This is a genomic window from Paraburkholderia sp. RL17-380-BIE-A (assembly GCF_046028085.1).
Taxonomy (GTDB): domain Bacteria; phylum Pseudomonadota; class Gammaproteobacteria; order Burkholderiales; family Burkholderiaceae; genus Paraburkholderia.
Map to the genome: position 1 here is coordinate 162,704 of NZ_JARESQ010000004.1, position 19,552 is coordinate 182,255.

General features: G+C 61.6%; 16 protein-coding genes and 3 tRNA genes. 5 read left to right on the forward strand and 14 right to left on the reverse strand.

Features of this window, described 5'->3' with window-relative positions; genetic code table 11:
- Window positions 1–94: 94 nt before the first annotated feature.
- The 8 genes from P0D68_RS08165 to tig form a co-directional block, all read right to left on the reverse strand.
- Window positions 95–2,032 (reverse strand): SurA N-terminal domain-containing protein, encoded by a 1,938-nt coding sequence (locus tag P0D68_RS08165; protein ID WP_408292857.1) that lies wholly within the window; start codon window positions 2,030–2,032, stop codon window positions 95–97.
- A gap of 86 nt (window positions 2,033–2,118) precedes the next feature.
- Window positions 2,119–2,195: transfer RNA gene (locus P0D68_RS08170), tRNA-Asp, on the reverse strand.
- Between the two features lie 47 nt (window positions 2,196–2,242).
- Window positions 2,243–2,318: transfer RNA gene (locus P0D68_RS08175), tRNA-Val, on the reverse strand.
- A 66-nt stretch (window positions 2,319–2,384) separates the two neighbouring features.
- Window positions 2,385–2,657 carry an HU family DNA-binding protein gene (locus P0D68_RS08180; RefSeq protein WP_091794386.1) on the reverse strand — a complete coding sequence of 91 codons (273 nt, stop codon included), beginning with the start codon at window positions 2,655–2,657 and terminating at the stop codon, window positions 2,385–2,387.
- Between the two features lie 340 nt (window positions 2,658–2,997).
- Window positions 2,998–5,421, reverse strand: a complete 2,424-nt coding sequence (lon, locus tag P0D68_RS08185; RefSeq protein WP_091794388.1) for an endopeptidase La — start codon at window positions 5,419–5,421, stop codon at window positions 2,998–3,000.
- A gap of 203 nt (window positions 5,422–5,624) precedes the next feature.
- The gene (gene clpX / locus P0D68_RS08190) at window positions 5,625–6,896 is read right to left on the reverse strand and encodes an ATP-dependent Clp protease ATP-binding subunit ClpX (RefSeq protein ID WP_007182009.1); all 1,272 of its coding nucleotides are present in this window, start codon (window positions 6,894–6,896) and stop codon (window positions 5,625–5,627) included.
- A 183-nt stretch (window positions 6,897–7,079) separates the two neighbouring features.
- Window positions 7,080–7,733 carry an ATP-dependent Clp endopeptidase proteolytic subunit ClpP gene (clpP, locus tag P0D68_RS08195; RefSeq protein ID WP_007182010.1) on the reverse strand — a complete coding sequence of 218 codons (654 nt, stop codon included), beginning with the start codon at window positions 7,731–7,733 and terminating at the stop codon, window positions 7,080–7,082.
- Window positions 7,734–7,923: 190 nt separating this feature from the next.
- A complete protein-coding gene (gene tig / locus P0D68_RS08200; protein WP_091794390.1) occupies window positions 7,924–9,270 on the reverse strand; it encodes a trigger factor in 1,347 nt (448 codons plus the stop codon).
- A 557-nt stretch (window positions 9,271–9,827) separates the two neighbouring features.
- On the opposite strand from tig, the gene P0D68_RS08205 reads away from it, so the two are divergent.
- Both P0D68_RS08205 and P0D68_RS08210 read left to right on the forward strand, forming a co-directional pair.
- On the forward strand, window positions 9,828–10,973 hold the full coding sequence (locus P0D68_RS08205; RefSeq protein ID WP_408292862.1) for a glycerate kinase: 1,146 nt from the start codon (window positions 9,828–9,830) through the stop codon (window positions 10,971–10,973).
- A 62-nt stretch (window positions 10,974–11,035) separates the two neighbouring features.
- Window positions 11,036–11,488 carry a MarR family winged helix-turn-helix transcriptional regulator gene (locus P0D68_RS08210; RefSeq protein ID WP_091794395.1) on the forward strand — a complete coding sequence of 151 codons (453 nt, stop codon included), beginning with the start codon at window positions 11,036–11,038 and terminating at the stop codon, window positions 11,486–11,488.
- Between the two features lie 27 nt (window positions 11,489–11,515).
- Here P0D68_RS08210 and P0D68_RS08215 read toward each other — a convergent pair whose 3' ends face one another.
- Together P0D68_RS08215 and P0D68_RS08220 are read right to left on the reverse strand one after the other, a co-directional pair.
- A complete protein-coding gene (locus tag P0D68_RS08215; protein ID WP_408292865.1) occupies window positions 11,516–12,976 on the reverse strand; it encodes a DUF3999 domain-containing protein in 1,461 nt (486 codons plus the stop codon).
- Window positions 12,973–13,209: a DUF2339 domain-containing protein gene (locus tag P0D68_RS08220; RefSeq protein ID WP_408292868.1), complete on the reverse strand. Its 237-nt coding sequence runs from the start codon at window positions 13,207–13,209 to the stop codon at window positions 12,973–12,975. The genes P0D68_RS08215 and P0D68_RS08220 overlap by 4 nt, the downstream gene beginning before the upstream one ends.
- A gap of 170 nt (window positions 13,210–13,379) precedes the next feature.
- Between P0D68_RS08220 and P0D68_RS08225 the strand changes: the two genes are divergently transcribed.
- Window positions 13,380–13,667 (forward strand): hypothetical protein, encoded by a 288-nt coding sequence (locus P0D68_RS08225; RefSeq protein ID WP_091794399.1) that lies wholly within the window; start codon window positions 13,380–13,382, stop codon window positions 13,665–13,667.
- Between the two features lie 89 nt (window positions 13,668–13,756).
- Here the strand turns inward: P0D68_RS08225 and P0D68_RS08230 are convergent.
- A tRNA-Leu gene (locus P0D68_RS08230) sits at window positions 13,757–13,843 on the reverse strand.
- Window positions 13,844–14,063: 220 nt separating this feature from the next.
- Here P0D68_RS08230 and P0D68_RS08235 point away from each other — a divergent pair.
- Complete coding sequence (locus P0D68_RS08235; protein ID WP_408292871.1) at window positions 14,064–14,888, forward strand: squalene/phytoene synthase family protein; 825 nt, start codon at window positions 14,064–14,066, stop codon at window positions 14,886–14,888.
- Window positions 14,889–15,023: 135 nt separating this feature from the next.
- Here the strand turns inward: P0D68_RS08235 and P0D68_RS08240 are convergent, their stop codons facing one another.
- From P0D68_RS08240 to P0D68_RS08250, 3 genes are all read right to left on the reverse strand, one after another.
- Window positions 15,024–16,229 carry a DUF1501 domain-containing protein gene (locus tag P0D68_RS08240; protein ID WP_408292874.1) on the reverse strand — a complete coding sequence of 402 codons (1,206 nt, stop codon included), beginning with the start codon at window positions 16,227–16,229 and terminating at the stop codon, window positions 15,024–15,026.
- Window positions 16,230–16,321: 92 nt separating this feature from the next.
- A complete protein-coding gene (locus P0D68_RS08245) occupies window positions 16,322–17,920 on the reverse strand; it encodes a DUF1800 domain-containing protein (protein ID WP_408292877.1) in 1,599 nt (532 codons plus the stop codon).
- A gap of 262 nt (window positions 17,921–18,182) precedes the next feature.
- A complete protein-coding gene (locus P0D68_RS08250; RefSeq protein ID WP_091794408.1) occupies window positions 18,183–18,503 on the reverse strand; it encodes a hypothetical protein in 321 nt (106 codons plus the stop codon).
- Window positions 18,504–18,732: 229 nt separating this feature from the next.
- On the opposite strand from P0D68_RS08250, the gene ompR reads away from it, so the two are divergent.
- On the forward strand, window positions 18,733–19,467 hold the full coding sequence (gene ompR, locus P0D68_RS08255) for an osmolarity response regulator transcription factor OmpR (protein ID WP_006048917.1): 735 nt from the start codon (window positions 18,733–18,735) through the stop codon (window positions 19,465–19,467).
- The last annotated feature ends 85 nt before the right edge of the window (window positions 19,468–19,552 follow it).

The window sequence follows — 19,552 nt, forward strand, 5'->3', positions numbered from 1 at the left end:
CTGCCAACCGTTTGACGAGCTTGCACTCGTCAAATGAAAAAGCCCCGCCATAGCGGGGCTTTTTTGCGTTCGCGCGTAGGCTTACGCGTGGGCGTTACTCGCCGCTTGCTTGCGCATTGCTGCTGTCGAGCGAACCGTAGAACTTCACCTTGGAACGCGCGCGCACCGCTGCGACATACGCCTCTGCTTCAGATTGCGCATCGACCTGCGCGATCTGTTGCTGTGCTGCGGCCAAACGCTGCGGATCGACCGTCGTGCCGGCTACCACCGCGTTCACACGATAGATCGCATAGCCGTCGTCACCCAGATCCACACCGACATAAGCGGGCAATTTTTGCGCGTCCGCCTTGTAGATTGCACTCAATGCCGCCGGCGGCACGCCCTGCGCGTCGTTGCGCGATACCTTAAGCGACGACGAGAATCCCGTGGTCGCCTTCGACTTCTCGAACTCGGCGAGTTTGGCCACGCCGTCTTTGTGAGCCGCGTCGTTCGATTGAACCGCGATCACCTTTTGACGCACGGCGTCCTTGACGGCCTCGAGTGACGGCACCGCTGCCGCCTTGTAGTCGGTCACGCGCGCCGCGATCAACGTATTGCCGCCGACGTCGATGGCCTGCGTGTTGTTGCGCGCCGTCACCGCGTCGTTCGCGAACACCGCGGCGAGGAACTTCGCGTTGTTCAGCAGGCTGTCAGGTGCAAGCTTCGGGTCCGGCTGCGGCGTGACGGTAGCGGTTTGCAATTGCAGCTTGTACTTGTCGGCAGCCGGCTGGAGGCTCTTCGCCTTTTCGTAGACGATCGACGTGAAGCCTTCTGAATCGTCGCTGAAAGCCTTGCTTGCCAACTGCGTCTTCAGGTCTTTCGAGATCTGATCTTTCACTTCGTCGAACGGCTTCGTAACGGCCGGCTTCACGTCTGTCACCTTGACGATGTGATAGCCGAAGTCGGTCTGCACGATGCCGCTGACTTCGTCTTTCTTCAGCGCGAATACAGCGTCGTCGAACGCCTGGCCGCCCGCGATCATGCCGCGGCCGAAGTAGCCCAGATCGCCGCCCTTCGACGCCGAACCCGGATCCTGCGAATTCTGCTGTGCGATCTGCGCGAACTGGTCCGGATGCGCCTTGATCTGCGCGAGCAACTCGTCGGCCTTCTGCTTCGCCTTGGCCTTGTCGGCCGCGCTCGCGTCTTTCGGCGCTGCGATCAGGATGTGGCTCGCACGCACCTGACCGTCGGTACGGTAGTGCGCGATGTTGTCGTCGTAGAACTTTTTCAGGTCGGCGTCGCTCGGCTGCACGGAAGCGGCGAGCGTTGCCGGCGACATCACGAGATACTGGATCGTGGCGGTGGCCGGCGTGGCGAATTCATTGCGATGCGCGTCGTAATACGCTTGCAGTTGAGCGTCGGTAGGCTGCACCTTCGCCGCGTAATCGCGCGGATGGAACGCGATGCCCTGCACTTCGCGCTGCTGTTCCGCGAGTTCGGTCAGATGCTGCGCGAGCGTCTTCGACGTGAACGCACTGCCTTGAATGCTGGCCGGCAACTGTTGCGTCGCGATGCTGTAGCGCACGCGTTCGTCGTACTGGTCGGGCGTCATGCCTTGCATGGCGAGCAGCTGCTTGTAGCGGTCGACGTCGATCGTGCCGTCAGGATTCTTCAGCGACGAGATCACCGGATCGTTGAGCAGCACGCGACGCACGGCGTCGTCAGATGCGGTCAGGTGCAGGCGCTGCGTTTCATCGGCCAGCACACGCTGTTCGATCAGGCCGTCGAGCATCTCGCTGCGACGCTCCGGCGTGTCGAACGACTTCATGTCGAACTGAGCGCCGAGCATCTGACGGGCACGGTCGAGTTGCTGACGCATCGCGTTATCGTATTCAGCGCGCGTGATCTTGTGACCGTTGACGCTCGCGACGTTTGCACTTTCGTCAAAGAAGCCGCGAAAGCCCTGAATACCCACAAAACCCAACCCCGGCACAATGACGAGGATGAGCATAAACATCATCAGGCGTTTGTGATTGCGGAAAAAATCGAGCATGCGTGAGGAGTGCCAAAAACAGAACGCCCGATCTTACAACAGCGGGCAATAAAAAAGGCGAACCGGAGTTCGCCTTTCGAGGATACTGGCGGAGTGGACGGGACTCGAACCCGCGACCCCCGGCGTGACAGGCCGGTATTCTAACCGACTGAACTACCACTCCTTATGCAGCAACTGCGCTGCGCTGAAACATTCAGCCGAATCTGAAACTGGTGGGTGCTGAGAGGCTCGAACTCCCGACCTACGCCTTGTAAGGGCGCCGCTCTACCAACTGAGCTAAGCACCCGTTTCACGATTCAGTGCTGCCGCTGCGTGACTTCTGTCTACCGACTTCCCTCAAGCAGCGAGCCCATTAGTTTAGCGCATCCTTCAGAGCTTTGCCAGGCCTAAATTTAGGAACCTTTGCTGCCTTGATTTTGATGGCGGCGCCGGTGCGCGGATTGCGCCCGGTGCGCGCGGTACGCTTGCCGACCGCGAACGTGCCGAAACCGACCAGCGTGACCGAACCGCCCTTCTTCAACGTACCTTTGACACCACCGATCACCGCGTCGAGTGCACGGCCTGCCGCTGCCTTCGAAATGTCGGCTTCCTGTGCAATGTGATCGATCAATTCCGTCTTATTCATCCCAACCCCCGAGAATGTTATGGCGATCGTGACGGCGCTCTATAGCGCCTGATATCACGCGGCCGGCGGCCAACGCCGGGCGCAATCATTAGAATTGGCCGAAACCCTTGTGTCAAGCGGGGTTGAGCCTGATTCGAGTGGTTTTCAAGCGGGCTTTTTATAACCGGATGTTGCCGCAATTCGATGCGCACACAACCAATCGGCCGACGCATCAAGGCTTTGCTCAATAGATGGGAAAACGTGTCTCACGAAACTACTCGCCGACATTGAGCGAACAATAAAAAACCCGCGGCCGTGACCGCGGGTTTTGTTCCAGCAAGCAGCTTCGTTGCAGAGTGCGTTAGTGCTTCACGACTTCAGTTGCTGCGGCGTCTTTGCCAGGCTCCGCTGCAACCGGCGCAGCAGGTTTCGGCTCTTCATCCGGCAACGCCGACGGCACACGTTCGAGCGCAAGTTCGAGCACCTTGTCGATCCACCGGACCGGCACGATTTCGATTGCGTTCTTCACGTTGTCCGGAATCTCCGTCAGATCCTTAACGTTTTCTTCCGGAATCAGCACCAGCTTGATACCACCGCGATGCGCCGCCAGCAGTTTTTCCTTCAGGCCACCGATCGGCAGAACTTCGCCACGCAGCGTGATTTCGCCCGTCATTGCGACATCGGCACGCACCGGAATACCGGTCAACACCGACACCAGCGCGGTCGTCATCGCGATACCGGCAGACGGACCGTCTTTCGGCGTCGCGCCTTCCGGCACGTGGATGTGAATGTCCTGCTTCTCGAACGCTTCGTCCTTGATGCCGAGACGACGCGAGCGCGAACGGACCACCGAGCGTGCCGCTTCGACGGATTCCTTCATCACGTCGCCGAGCGAACCCGTACGGATCACATTGCCCTTACCCGGCATCACCGCGGCTTCAATGGTCAGCAGATCGCCGCCCACTTCCGTCCACGCAAGACCCGTGACCTGGCCAACCTGATTTTCCTTCGCAGCCAGACCGAAGTCGTACTTGCGCACGCCAAGGAACGTGTCGAGGTTGCTGCCGTCCACCTTCACCGCGCCTTCCGCCTTCTTCAGCAGAAGCATCTTCACGACCTTGCGGCAGATCTTCGAAATTTCACGCTCGAGCGAACGTACGCCCGCTTCACGCGTGTAGTAACGAATGATGTCGCGGATCGCGGTTTCCGTCACATCGACCTCGCCGTCCTTGAGGCCGTTGTTCTTCTTCTGCTTGGGCAAAAGATAACGTTGCGCGATGCTGACCTTCTCGTCTTCCGTATAACCCGACAGACGGATCACTTCCATCCGGTCGAGCAACGGCGGCGGAATGTTCAGCGAGTTCGACGTCGCCACGAACATCACGTCCGACAGATCGAAATCCACTTCAACGTAGTGATCGGCGAACGTATGGTTCTGTTCCGGATCGAGCACTTCCAGCAGAGCCGACGACGGATCGCCGCGGAAATCCTGACCCATCTTGTCGACTTCGTCGAGCAGGAAGAGCGGATTGCGCACGCCGACCTTCGTCAGGCTTTGCAGAATCTTGCCGGGCATCGAACCGATGTACGTACGACGGTGGCCGCGAATCTCGGCTTCGTCGCGCACGCCGCCGAGCGCCATACGCACGAACTTGCGGTTCGTGGCGCGAGCGATCGACTGACCCAGCGACGTCTTACCAACACCCGGAGGCCCAACGAGGCACAGGATCGGCGCTTTAACCTTGTCGACACGTTGCTGGACCGCGAGATACTCGAGAATGCGTTCCTTCACTTTCTCGAGACCGAAGTGGTCTTCGTCGAGCACGCGCTCCGCATTCGAGAGGTCGTTGTTGACCTTGCTCTTCTTGCGCCACGGCAGGCCGATCAGCGTGTCGATGTAGTTACGCACGACGGTCGCTTCAGCCGACATCGGCGACATCAGCTTGAGCTTTTTCAGCTCGGCGTCGGCCTTCTTCTTGGCTTCCTTCGGCATGCGGGCAGCCGTGATGCGCTTCTCGAGTTCTTCGAGGTCCGCACCTTCTTCGCCTTCGCCGAGTTCCTTCTGGATCGCCTTGACCTGTTCGTTCAGGTAGTACTCGCGCTGGCTCTTCTCCATCTGGCGTTTGACACGCCCGCGGATGCGCTTTTCAACCTGCAGGATGTCGATCTCGGCTTCGAGTTGCGCGAGCAGATGCTCGAGTCGCTCGATGACCGGGAACATTTCGAGGATGTGCTGCTTCTGGTCGAGCTTGAGCGGCAGATGCGCCGCGATCGTGTCGGCCAGACGACCGGCTTCGTCGATACCCGACAGCGACGTCAGGATCTCCGGCGGGATCTTCTTGTTCAGCTTCACATACTGGTCGAACTGCGACACGATCGCGCGGCGCAGCGCTTCGGTTTCAGCGCTGTCGGCGTGGTCGGGTTCGAGCGGCATGACTTCGCACGAGAACTGCGTTTCCTGTTCTTCGATGGAAAGCGTTTTCGCGCGCTGCAAGCCTTCGACCAGCACCTTGACGGTGCCATCGGGCAGCTTGAGCATTTGCAGGATGTTAGCAACGCACCCTACTTCGTACATGTCCTTTTCGGTCGGCTCATCTTTCGCAGCCGTTTTTTGGGCGACGAGCATGATGTGCTTGCCGCCTTCCATCGCTGCTTCGAGAGCCTTGATCGACTTCGGGCGGCCTACGAAGAGCGGAATCACCATGTGCGGGAAGACGACTACGTCACGCAGCGGGAGCAGCGGGAGCGTAATGCGTTCCGGCGGAAGGAGTTGGGTTCCTGACATTTCATTTCCCCATGAGTGGAATCAGTTCGTTCGATAGGTGAGGCCAGCAGAAAAGATTGCAAGCCTCCGCGTGTGGGAAAAGTTCAGTGACTCCGAAGGTTCAGTGACTCCATAGTGAAAACAACCATCCTGACCACACGATAAACGAAAAAAGCCGTTCACGTTGCCATGAACGGCTTTTTTTGCAAGAACCCGAAAGCCGATCAGTTCGAACCCGCGACCTTGGGCGCGTCTTCGTAGATCAGTAGCGGTTTGCCGTCGCCGTCAATAACGTTGTCGTCGATGATGACCTTGCTAACGCCTTTCATCTGCGGCAGGTCGTACATCACATCAAGCAACGCCTGTTCCAGGATGGAGCGCAGACCACGAGCACCCGTCTTGCGACGAATTGCCTTACGCGCCACAGCCTGCAACGCGGCCGGGCGAATTTCGAGCTCGACGCGTTCCATATTGAACAGCTTGTGGTATTGCTTCACCAGAGCGTTCTTCGGTTCGACGAGGATTTTCATCAACGCGACTTCGTCGAGCTTGCCGAGCGTGGCCACCACCGGCAGACGGCCGATCAGCTCGGGAATCAGGCCGAACTTGATCAGATCTTCCGGTTCCACTTCGCGCAGCACTTCGCCGGCGTCGCGGTCCTGCTTGCTCTTCACGCTTGCGCCGAAGCCAATACCAGTCTTCTCGGTACGATCGACGATGACCTTTTCGAGGCCGTCGAACGCGCCGCCGCAGATGAACAGAATGTTGGTGGTGTCGACCTGAATGAAGTCCTGATTCGGATGCTTGCGCCCGCCCTGCGGCGGCACCGACGCCATCGTGCCTTCAACCAGCTTTAGCAGCGCCTGCTGTACGCCCTCACCCGAAACGTCGCGGGTAATCGACGGGTTGTCGGACTTGCGGCTGATCTTGTCGATTTCGTCGATGTAGACAATGCCGCGTTGGGCCTTGTCGACTTCGTAATTGCAGTTTTGCAGCAGCTTCTGAATGATGTTCTCGACGTCTTCACCGACGTAGCCGGCTTCCGTCAGCGTGGTTGCGTCGGCAATCACAAACGGAACGTTCAGAAGGCGCGCGAGCGTCTGTGCGAGCAATGTCTTGCCGGAGCCGGTCGGGCCGATCAGCAGAATGTTGCTCTTGGACAGCTCGATCTCATCCTTCTTGTCGAGATGCTTCAGGCGCTTGTAGTGGTTGTACACCGCCACGGCGAGAATTTTCTTCGCGCGCTCCTGACCAATCACATACTGGTCGAGGATTTCACGGATTTCCTGCGGACTCGGCAGATCGGACTTGGACAAGCCCGCCTCGATGCCCGCACCTGCAGCCTCATCGCGGATGATTTCGTTGCACAGGTCGATACATTCATCGCAGATGAACACCGACGGGCCGGCAATCAGCTTTTTGACTTCATGCTGGCTCTTGCCGCAAAACGAGCAATACAACAGCTTTTCGCTGTTAGAACCTTTCTTGTCCGCCATAGATGTGTGAGCCTCCGGACACTCGATTACATAATACGCCGTTTGCCCCCGCCTCGCAGTTTGGGCGCGGCAGGGACTGAGCCAAGGTGACGGCGTTTGCCGCAGGCGCTCGGACGAGTCTTGATTGTTTCACAATCGATCGGCTAACGGTTTTGCCCCAATTCGGGGCAAAACCGCACCAGATCAAGGACGCTTGTGCGCCACCTGGTCAACCAGACCGTAAGCTTGCGCGTCGTCGCCGGACATGAAGTTGTCGCGGTCGGTGTCGCGTGCAATACGTTCGACCGGTTGGCCGGTGTGATGCGCCAGCAGATGATTCAGCCGTTCCTTCAAATACAGGATTTCGCGCGCCTGAATTTCAATATCCGACGCCTGACCGCGAGCACCGCCGAGCGGCTGGTGAATCATCACCCGCGAATTAGGCAGAGCAAAACGCTTGCCCTTCGCGCCCGCTGCCAGCAGGAACGCGCCCATACTGGCCGCGAGACCCATGCACAGCGTAGAGACGTCCGGCTTGATGAACTGCATCGTATCGTAAATCGCCATACCGGCGGAAACCGAACCACCCGGGCTGTTGATGTAGAAACTGATGTCCTTGTCCGGGTTCTCGCTTTCCAGGAACAGCATCTGCGCAACCACGAGATTAGCCGTCTGATCGTTCACTTCGCCGACCAGGAACACAATGCGTTCCTTCAGCAGACGCGAATAAATGTCATACGAGCGCTCGCCCCGGCCGCTCGTCTCCACGACGATCGGCACCAGACCGAGCGCCTGCGCTTCGAGATCCCGCGACGACTGGGAGGTCAACGTGTCCAGCATTTGAGCGCGAAAGGTCATGCAGTGGATCCTTGTCTGAAATATTCTGAATATTACATGCTAGACAGGTGTGGTCGACGACCCCGTATTCAAGTGCGCAATGCGTGCGAGCGGGATGCCTGTGCCTCACACAACGCTCCACACTTTTGCAGCACAAAAAAACGGCGTGCGGGCCGTCGCTCCGACAGCCGGCACGCCGTTGCAGCGACGCTTACGCTTGCGCCGTTGCGCTTGCCAGTTCTTCGAAGCTCACTTCCTTGTCCGTCACCTTAGCCTTGCCAAGGACGAAATCGACGACGTTGGCTTCAACGACGTACGCTTCCATTTCGGCAAGGCGTTGCTGGTTGGAATAATACCAGCGGACGACTTCCTTCGGGTCTTCATAGCTTTTCGCGAATTCGTCCACTTCGGCACGAATCTGCTCCGGCTTGGCTTGCAGTTCGTTGGCCTTGACCAGCTCGGCCAGCACGAGGCCCAGCTTGACGCGGCGCTCAGCCTGTTCCTTGAACATGGCAGCCGGAATCGGTGCGTCTTTGGCGTTCGGCACGCCACGTTGCTCCAGATCCTGACGCGCCATTGCGACGAGGCGTTCCTGATCCTGCTCGATCAGCGCGTTCGGTACGTCGAGTTCCGAAATCTTCAGCAGCGCGTCCATCACCTGGTTCTTGACGATGGCTTGCGTGCGGCGCTTCGCTTCACGTTCGAGATTGTCTTTGATCTCAGCGCGCATCTTGGTCAGGTCGCCGTCTTCGATACCGAGCGACTTGGCGAATTCACCGTCGATTTCCGGCAGATGCGGCCACTCGATCTTCTTCATCGTGATCGTGAATTGCGCGGTCTTACCGGCGACTTCCTTGCCGTGGTAGTCCTCGGGGAAAGCCAGGTCGAATTCCTTCGCTTCGCCGACCTTCAGGCCAGTGGCTGCCTTTTCGAATTCCGGCAGCATGCGGCCTTCGCCCAGCACGAACGCGAAGTCTTCAGCGCTGCCGCCCTGGAACACTTCACCGTCGATCTTGCCGACGAAGTCGACCGTCACGCGATCGCCTTCTTTGGCCGCCGTGTCCGCGCCGCCGTCACCGTGCTCGCCGGATTCGCCGCGAGCGTGGAAGTGCACGCGCTGCTTGCGCAGGATCTCCAGCGTGCGGTCGATTTCCGCTTCGCTGATGGTGGTCGTGGTGCGCTCGATTTCCGCCGTGGCGACGTCGCCCAGCTTCACTTCCGGATACACCTCGAATGTCGCGTCGAACGCGTAGTCGCCTTCAGTGGCGTCGGTCTTCGGCGCGAAGCTCGGCTGACCAGCGACGCGCAGGTTTTCGGCGCGGCTGATGTCGAAGAATTCCTTGCCGACCTTGTCGCTCAGCACTTCGGCTTCCACCTGGCCCGAATACTGTTGCGTCACCATCTTGAGCGGCACCTTGCCCGGGCGGAAACCCGGCATGCGCACGTTCTTCGCGAGTTGACGGATACGCGAGTCCACTTCCTTCTGCACGGCGTCCTTCGGCAGGGAAATCGTGACGCGGCGTTCGAGCTTGCCGAGGTTTTCAACAACGTTAGCCATGGCTTCAATCGTCCTAAAATTATTCGAGCGAATCAGTTATCTTCTCCGTGCCGCTTTTCGATGCTGCGCGGTGTCGCGCAGTGTGGCGATCACGTCTTTAGCATCGATTGCGCGCCTGCGCCGCGGGCTTGCAGGCCACCGGCAGCACGGTTGGGTCCAAAGAGCCGAATATTTTAGCAAACTATTTGCGCGACTAGCCGGGATTCGATGAATGCGCGCTTTTTTATCGGGATTTTGATCGGTTTCCGGCCGCTTTCCGATCTGTTTGATGCCAGTTTCTGCCCCGTTCCGGTGCGCCCCCGGCGGCGTGCCGCCGCCCCTGCGCCACCTGCTCTCACGCGCAAGCCGGGCGCTTTGCGCCACTTCACATCGATCATTCAGCGTCGCCGGACTGATGCGCCGCGCGGTTGCGCGCGCCGCCGCCGACAATGCCCGCTATGCCGTTCGACATATTCAGTCGGCGCGCCCATGCTGATAAGCTAATGGACGCGCTCGGGGCTGCGCCCGCATCGTCATTTCACCCGCCCTCGCAACGACTCCAACCATTCAGAGACACCATGCCGAATTCGCCGTCCTCGCCCGTCGTCGTCATTGCTCCCGATTCCTTCAAAGGCTCGCTTAGCGCGGAACAGGTCGCGCAAGCAATCGCGTCGGGCATCCAGCGCGCCCGCCCCGACGCGAGCGTGCGCATCTGCCCGATGGCCGACGGCGGCGAAGGTACGCTCGACGCCATGCTCACGAGCGGCGGCGAGCGCCGCAAGCTAATCGTGCGCGGCGCGGCAGGGCCGGTGCGCGAAGCGCTCACGGGCCTCCTTGCGGATGGCAGCGCGATTATCGAAACGGCGGAGATCGTCGGCATTACGGATCCGGTGGGAATGGGCGTGCCCGTCGAGGCGCGTAGCACACGCGGCATGGGCGAAGCGATTCGCGCGCTGATGGACGCCGGCGTGCGGCGCTTTTTCGTCGCGCTTGGCGGCAGCAGCACGAACGACGGCGGCGCGGGCCTGCTGGCGGGCCTCGGCCTCAAGCTGTTCGACGCGCAGGACAAGGAACTCGACGCCACACCGGAACAACTCGCGCGGCTTGCGCGAGTGGACGTGTCGCAACTCGACGCGCGCCTGGCGGACACACTGTTCGTCGGCATGTCGGACGTCGACAATCCGCTTACTGGCGACCACGGCGCAACCGCGGTGTTCGGTCCGCAAAAGGGCGTGAAACCCGAGCAGATTGCTTCAATCGACGCAGCGCTTGCCCGCTTCGCCGATCTGCTCGAACCGGCGCTCGGCCGCACGGCGCGCGACCAGCCCGGCGCGGGCGCGGCCGGCGGCCTCGGCTTCGCGCTGCATATGCTCGGCGCGCAGTTCGAACCGGGCGCGGAAACCGTCGCGCGGCAAATCGGTCTGGACGCCGCGCTTGAAGGCGCGAACTGGCTGATCACCGGCGAGGGCCGCTCGGACGTGCAAACGCTGCACGGCAAAGCGCCCTTCATCGCGTGCCGTCATGCGCAGGCAGCGGGCGTGCCCGCCACGCTGCTCTCGGGCGGGGTCGACTCCGCGGCCTTGCCGCGCCTTGCCGAATATTTCAGCGGGTGCTTCTCGCCGGCACCCGGGCCGATCACGCTCGAGCTCGCGATTCGCGACGCGGCACGCCTTCTGGCGGACGAAGCCGAACAGTTGACGCGCCTGAAGTACGGCACGCGTTGACCGGCAGGACGGTTGCGGCAACAATCACAGCGCCGCGACCGCTCACTCACTACGGGAAGACCATGAAGGCACCCAAAGCCGGGCTCGAACAATTCCTCACGTACCGTCTGCATGTTCTCAACAAACTCGCCGAGCGCGGCATCAGCGAACGCTATCAGGACAAGCTCGGCGTCACCTTGCCCGAGGCGCGGGTGATTGCGTCGGTGGGATCGTTCGGGCCGTTCTCGATCATGGAACTGGCAAGGCATGCCAATCTCGACAAAAGCCAGGCAAGCCGCGCCGCTGAAGCATTGATCAAACAAGGACTCGTGAAGCGCGAAGCGAGCGCCGAAGACGGCCGTGTCGTGCTGGTCTCCCTCACGCCCGAGGGCCGCGCGTTGTATCGCAAGGTGATGCCGATCGCGCGCAAGTGGAACGGTGACATGTTCGGCTGCCTCGACGAGCAGGAACAACTCGCGTTCGGCCACGCGCTCGACAAGATCATCGGCACGATGACCGCGCGCGAGGAAGAGTGACCGGCGCGGCATAGGCGCGCGCCGAGTTCAACCGTTGCCGCCTTGCCCGTTTGTGTCACCCGTGGCGGCATCGTGAGTCGTCGCGCTCGCCACACCGGACCCTGCGGACCCACCAGACACACCACCAGACGCCACGCCCGCTCGAACCTGAGCGCGTCGCGCGAGTCGCCAGGCGATCGCCCCGAGCGAACCGACGGCCAGCAGCAGCGCCGCCCATAGCAAATAGCGGCGCATCGCATCCGGATTGTGGCTCGCGGCCTGCGCGCTCGCCGCCTGCTCCGCAGATAGCGCGTCACCCAGACGGGCCGTCGCGGGCACCGCTGAGGCACCCATCAACAGCTCGCTCCGGCTCACCGCTGCGGATGCTGTTGCCGCGCTCCCCACGGCCAGCGTGAACGGTGCGGCGCCACGCGCGGCGAAAGTCAGCGTGGCCGGACGCCAGCCCGCGGCAATAGTCAGCGCTCCGCTGCCGAGCCCACCGTTGCGCGTGTCGACCACCACACGCCATTGCCGATCCGCGTCGGGCGTCAATTCGAGTGAAGGATTGCTCTGCTCCACCGCGCCGTTGTGCAAGCGGAACAGCATCGCACCTGCGACTTCGCGCCACGGCGCCTCCAGCCCCGAGCGGGAATAGACGACGGCAGGCGCGACGGTATTTGGCTGAGGCAGATTCAGCCGCAGCCGGTCGACGGGATACGGGCCACCGGTGTTGAAGAAGTACTCGCCGGGCTTCACGCCCGCGTGGGCGACGATGCCTTCGCGCCACGCCCGCTCCGCGCGTTGCACGGGCTCGACGGCAACCGCCTGCACCTCCATCTCCATCGAGTCGACGTACGGCGCGCCGTCGAGCCAGCGCAAACGCAGGTACCGCGCAGGTGTGCCGCCCAGTTCGATCCTGTCCTGACTCAGCGTGCTGCCGTTGTAGCTGACCTTGAGGAGTTGTGCGTCGCCCGCGGGTTGCCAGTGACGCAAATCATCACTGGCTTCCACGCCCACGCGCCCCTGGTAATTGTCGTCGCGCAGATGCACGAGCAACGCGCTCACGCGACTCGTGCGCGACAAGCGCCCGGTATCGATTACGTCCGTGTCGTGCTGCGCGCGGGACGGCGGCGCCGACGTTGCGCGCAACGAACCATCGCCGGCGATCATCACTCCGAGCGGCGCGCCAGCGCTTTTGGCGGCCGTGGACGGCAACGGAAACCAGCGCGCCGGACGCAGCGTGGGCGGCGTGCGAGCGGGTTCGCGAGGCGCGTCGAGCGAGTACGGCACCGGCTCGCCCGCACCGTTGAAGATGCGCACGTCACCCAGATCGCTGCGCTGGCTTGCCGCGTAGACGGCTGCCGGCAACGTCATGCTGTAATGCGCGGCGCCCTCGTCGAGTTGGAGCGCAAAGCGTTGAGCGAAATCATCCGCCGCAAATGCGGGCGCGCACGTCCATGCCGCGACGATCGCAACACCCCAGCCAGTCAATGCAAAGACATGTTTCATTGTTCAGTTTCCAGGACCATAGCCTTGGGCGGCAACGGCGAGAAGAAGCCGATGAAGCCGATCAACAGCAACATCGACCCGATGCCGATAAACGATGCGGTCCTCTCGATTTCCGTCACGTGGGACAGGTCGAACAGAACCCGCTTGAGCAAAGTCGCCGCGAGCAGCACGGCGCCAATGAGCCAGAACAGCCGGCTCAACCGGCTCACCCGGCGCTTCGCCCAGATCGTCACGGCGAAGCGCGCACACCGTCCAGAATACCGATATTGACGCCTGCACGAGCATGAAGTGACATTGCATCGAGCGCATACGGCAGGCGGCCACGATAAGCCGCCAACCATGTCAAAATTCGGCACCGGCCCTCGAGCCTTCAATCTCCCACATTTCATCCAAGGAAGTTGCAGTGGACATCAACAAACAGGTCGCGGCCCTCACCGCTTCGGAACTCCAGACGGCCGGCGCAAGCCAGGCTACGGCGATCGCGGTCAGTGTGCTGCTGCGTCATCTTCGCTCGCCTGAGCTCGCGAAGCTATTGTCGTCGGCCTTCGAAAATCACCAGGCGGTCATGCTGCAAACGCCGTGGCCCGATCAGATGTTGCAGGCATTCGAATCGACCCGTCGTTTTCTCGAAGGCGCCGCACAAGCGGATCTGCCAGGCACGCAAGCGCCCGCGCAAACGCCGGACGCCTGAGCGCGGCCGAATCGCGCCGGCGGCATCGCCGAAAAAGCAAAAAACCCCGTCAGCCCAAAGACTTGACGGGGTTTTTCACTACGAATAAATGGTGCGAGGGAGGGGACTCGAACCCCTACACCCTTGCGGGCGTCAGGACCTAAACCTGGTGCGTCTACCAATTTCGCCACCCTCGCAGCCGGGCAATGCGCGATGCGTTTGCCCGTTGTCCTGCATACTGTCGACCGCGTCTGAAACACGCGCCCGAAAGCGTAAGCGCGAGATTCTAACCGATTGATTCGCGCTTGTCTGCATTTGCCCGGCATCTGTCGAAGCGGCGCCGATGCTACAATTTTTGGCTTGATGCACGCACGACGTGCCCCCTCTTCGCCTGCCCTTCCCCACATTCCCAATCCAGTGAATTTCGAAGAATATTGCCAGCAGAAAGCGGCGCCGCCCGGATCGAGCACTTACTATGCGCTTCGGCAGGCGCCCGCGGCCAGCCAGCCGCTGTTGACCGCGCTGTTCGCGCTGCGCCGCGAGTTCGAGGAAACGGTCAAGGAGACGAGCGATCCGGCCATTGGCCGCACGAAACTCGCGTGGTGGCAAAACGAAATCGCCGCGCTGGCTTCGGGTTCGCCGTCGCATCCGGTGTCCAAGGCGCTGGCCGCGCATCTGCCCGACGTGAAAGCCGAGTATCCGGCACTGCAAACGTTGCTCGCCGGGTTCGAAATGGACCTCGACCAGGCCCGTTACCTCGATTACCCGAACTTGCGGCGCTACGTGCGAGGCGTGGGCGGCACGTTCGCCTCGCTGGTCGCGCGCGCCACGGCGAAAGACGCCGCTCAGGCGTCGAACTGGTCCGCACCGCTCGGCGAGGCGCTAATGCTTGCGCAATTCGTCGTGGAAACGGGCCATGACGCGCGCCACGGCCGCATCTATATTCCGATCGACGAAATGCAGCGCTTCAATGTCACCGCCGCGGATCTGATCAATCGGAAATACACCGAGGCATTCACGGAGTTGATGCGCTTCGAGACGAAGCGCGCCCGCGATGCACTGCAAAACGCCCTCGGCGCCGTGCCCGCCAACGAGCGCCGCACGCAGCGCACGCTCGTCGCGCAAGCCGCCTTGGCGTCGGCTCTGCTGGATGAAATCGAACGTGACGGCTATCACGTGCTGCATCAACGCATCGCATTGACGCCGATTCGCAAGCTTTGGATCGCGTGGCGCGCAAAGTGACCGGGCGGTGCGTCGGTCTGGCGTCGGAAGCGTTCGGCGTCTCACTCACCTCGTCGCTAGAAAAAGACGTCGGTAGACGGGTTCCCAAAAAACCGTTGCCGAGGTGTCGTCAAAGGGTGTCGACAAAAGCTGCCGTCAAACCCGTAGCAACGGCAGCGGCTCGAACCGCTGCTGCAGAATCGCCGGCGCGTCGAGCCCCCACCACGGCCCGAGCACCGTGGCGTAAAGCTGCCGGAAATCGACGCCGACCGGCAAGTTGCCATTGCCGTCAAGCCGCGCCAGCACCGGCGGGACGCCGTACAGACCACCTCGCACGCGTCCGCCCATGACAAAATGCGGCGCCACGGTGCCGTGGTCCGTGCCGTTGCTCTGGTTCTCACGCGGACGCCGGCCGAACTCGGCATAAGTCATCACCAGGGTATCGTCCCAGCGACCGAGTTCGACGAGCGCCGATTTCATCGACGCCACTCCTTCCGCGAGCTGTTTGAGCAGCACCGCCTGCTGACCCGGCTGATTCTGGTGTGTATCGAAACCGTTCAGCGTCAGGCGGATCACCGCAACGCCGTGGTCGTTTTTTGGTGCGTCGCCGGCCGCGAGCACTTGCATCGCTGCCTTGATCGAACTGCCAAAAGCTCCACCCGGAAACACGGTTTTCAACTGAGGCTGCCCTTGCGTTGGACGCAGCCGGTCGGCGGCTCTCACAATGTCGTTTTCGACGTCGAGAATATGCGCCAGCTCGGGATTGCGCTCGTGCAGCGATACGGGCGTGGCGAGCCGCGAAGCCGCCACGAACTGCGCCGGATTGACCAGCGCGATGGCGCGCGCGCCGTTCGCGAGCGGCCCCATCTCGGCGCTGCCGATCACCACGCCGTCGGCGGCGAACCCGGCGGGCACCGGCATTTGTGCAAACGCGCGGGTGAGCCATCCTTCGCGCAGATACTGGTCGGAACGCGACGCGGTGTCCCAGATCTCGATCGAACGGAAATGCGACAGGTTGGGCTGGGCATAGCTCACGCCCTGCACGATCGCCAGTTGCCGGTCGCGCCACAGCGGCATGAGCGGTTGCAAAGACGGATGCAATCCGGTGCGCTCGTCGAGTTGAATCGCCTGCTCGCGTTTGATGCCGATGTTCTTGCGCAACTGATAGTAAGCAGGATCGGCAAACGGAATCACGGTATTCAAACCGTCGTTACCGCCTTTCAATTCGATGAGGATCAACAGGTTCTCGTAGCCGCGCGCCGACGATGCGCGCGGCTCCGCCGACTGCGCGCCGTATGCGTGCGGCAGCCAGAACGTGACGCTCGAAGCCGCGCACATCGAGAGAAAGCTGCGTCGTTTCATCCTGCACCTCGTTCGATTGTCACGGCGCGGGTCATGTCCGCTTCGACAGTCCCGTTCTTTTTCACCGTTTGGCGCGTGCCTGTTTCAATGGCTCACTTCAATTGATACGCCGGGTCCATCAGCAATGCTTGCAGATAGGCGCCCGCGGTCGAATCGGTCTCGATCGCGTCCACCGGCGTGAGCGGCAAGACCGCGTGCTGCAACTGCAACTCGGCCGACAATCCGGGCCGCGCCGTCGGCGCGGTGTTGTAACGCGCGAGCCATGTTCCAATGTCGAAGCGTACGCCACCTTTGCCACCCTGAGCGGCATGCGCCGTTGCGCGCTGCAGCGGCGCTGTGGTCTGCATGCCGGACATCGCGTCGCTTGCCGCGATCCTCGCGCCCGCCAGATTCGCCGTACGCAGTGGACCCGCGGCCTCGGTGGCGCGGAACAACTGCTCGACGAACTGCTTGCGGGCAAGCAGTGTGGAACTGTTGATCCATGTCGTGCCGCCCGGCCATCCTTTGACGTTCGGCGGATAGAACAGGTTTTCGCCGAGCGTGCGGATTTGCGCGGCAAACGGCGCGGTATTCTCATAGCCGATGTCGAATGCGCGCAGCGTGCCGACCACGAACTCCGCCGGCGACTTCACGAGGACGCCGCGATGATCGTCCTCCCAGAACGCGTCGCTCAGGAAAATGCCGCGCAACGCCACCTTGATGTCGTAGCGGCTCGCGCGGAAGCGCGCCGCGATCGGCGCGATACTCTGCGGGTCCGGCGTATCCGAGACGAACTCGCGCCACAATTTCGTGGTCACGAAGGTGGAGGTCTCTGGCTGCGCCAGCAGAATATCGAGCACCTGATCGCCATCGAACGGCCCGGTCTTGCCAAGCACGGTCTTCTCACCGTCGTCATGCTGGTTGGAGCGCCACACGTAGGCCTGCGTGTCGGGATCGAGACTCCACCCGGTGTACGCGCGCGCCGCCTCGGACACGTCACGTTGCGAGTAATGCCCCTCGCCAAGCGTGAACAACTCCATCACCTCACGTGCGAAATTTTCGTTAGGCTTGCCCTTGCGATTACTCGCGCCATCGAGGTACTGCAGCATCGCAGGATCTTTCGCGACGTCGTGCAGAAGCTCGCCGAAGTTGCCGAGCGCGTTTCGGCGCAACAGCATGTTCTGCAGCGCCATTTGCTGCGGATACTGCACCTTGTCTTGCCCCGACGTGAAGTGGTTATGCCAGAACAGCGTCATGCGCTCGGTAAGCGGCGACGGTGTGGCCAGCATCTCGCGCACCCACCATGCGCGTAATAGTTCGTAACGCTGCCCGCGCAATCGCTGCGCTTCGCGACGCTGATCATCGGTCCATGCCTTGCGCGTTTCGCGTGTCGGTATCGGTTCGAGGACCCAGTCGGGCCGCGGCGTGACCGCCTCGGTTCTGGCGCTCGCGAGCACTGTGTCGACGGCCTGCACTCGCGTGAGTCCGACGTATTGCGCGAGCTCGGCGGCATCTGGTGCGAAGCCGACGCGCGTCAGAAAGAAGCGCGCGTCGTCGGCATCGAGAATGCTCTGCTCGCGTTCGGAAGCCGCACTGTCGCCTGCAGTGGGCGCATGATGAGTGCGATGTCCGACATGCGACGCTGCCGACGGCACGGCGGCGGGCGGCAAACCCACGGCCGCAGCCGGTAAACCGATTGCCAGGACCGTCATGGCAGTGGCCCATGCTGCCAACCTGCGGCGGCAATTACCACCTGTGAGCAATCTCATCATCGATCATCCGGATTGACGGGACACGTTGAACAAGCGGCGGCGCACGCAATGCATGCACGGCGCGCTTCGCATTGACGATTCAACGGCAGACGGGGCGGGAAGTTGACGAGGGAAGTGCAACGAATTTTTTCACGCACGGCGGAACGCGAAAGATGTTGCGGGACGAAGAGTGAAGCGCGTGCCAACGCAGGCACGAAAATAGCTATCGCTTATAGAGTTCGCGGACAGCGTCTTCGATATGCTGCCGTAACAGACGCCGTTCGTCGGGCGTCATATGACCATCACGACGGCGTTGATCGAGATCGGGGGGAACAGCGGTGCGCATAATCACATCCGACGCGGGGCGTTCGGTCGCGGGATCGTGGCGATTGGATCTGCCTGGCTTAGGCGAGCGCTCGCTCGCAGCTCTGTCGGCCGAAGGCTGGGCATGGGCGAGCGTTGGTACCAGTGAGCCTGCAAGCGTACCGGCTACCGCCAGTGCAATCACGCTGAGGCGCACATTCGGCCAAACCCCTCCCTTCATGTTGTTCCCTTCGTGGCGCGGCAACCGGCTACCTCAAATGCGTATACAGACCCCGGTAACGGGCCGGGTACGAGAGTTTTATTCGAGTGAAGTATCCACCGAACAGCCGCATTCAGTAAAGGAGTCTACCTGCCCCCGCTTTACGTCGTGCCACACTGCGGGTAAATTTTGTAACTGACTGTAACCCCGAAAACGATGCAAACGCGCACCACTTTCTAATCGCGCTAAGATGCCGACCATGGAAACCAAAAACCCTTCGAAAATTCTCGTCGTCGACGACGATCCGCGCCTGCGCGATCTGCTGCGCCGCTACCTCGGTGAACAGGGCTTCAATGTCTATGTCGCCGAGAACGCTCCTTCCATGAACAAGCTCTGGGTGCGTGAGCGCTTCGACCTGCTGGTGCTCGATCTGATGCTGCCCGGCGAAGACGGTCTGTCGATCTGCCGCCGTCTGCGCGGCAGCAACGACCGTACGCCGATCATCATGCTCACGGCCAAGGGTGAAGACGTCGATCGTATCGTCGGGCTCGAGATGGGCGCCGACGACTATCTGCCCAAGCCGTTCAATCCGCGCGAACTGGTTGCGCGGATCCACGCGGTGTTGCGCCGCCAGTCGCCTTCGGAGTTGCCGGGCGCGCCGTCCGAAACCACCGAGGTGTTCGAGTTCGGCGAGTTCGCCTTGAATCTCGCTACCCGCACGCTCACCAAGGCCGGCCAGGAAATTCCGCTGACCACGGGCGAGTTCTCGGTGCTCAAGGTGTTCGCGCGTCATCCGCGCCAGCCGCTGTCGCGTGAAAAGCTTATGGAACTCGCACGCGGCCGTGAGTACGAAGTCTTCGACCGCAGTCTCGACGTGCAGATTTCGCGTTTGCGCAAGCTGATCGAACCTGATCCGGGCAGCCCGCGTTTCATCCAGACGGTTTGGGGTCTGGGTTACGTGTTCATCCCCGACGGTGCAGCCTAAGTTTGCTCTCACCTCCAGTGTCGACCAGAGTGGGCGCTTCAGCGCTAACTCTGGTCCCATGCAAGGCCATTGCCTGCTTTGATTT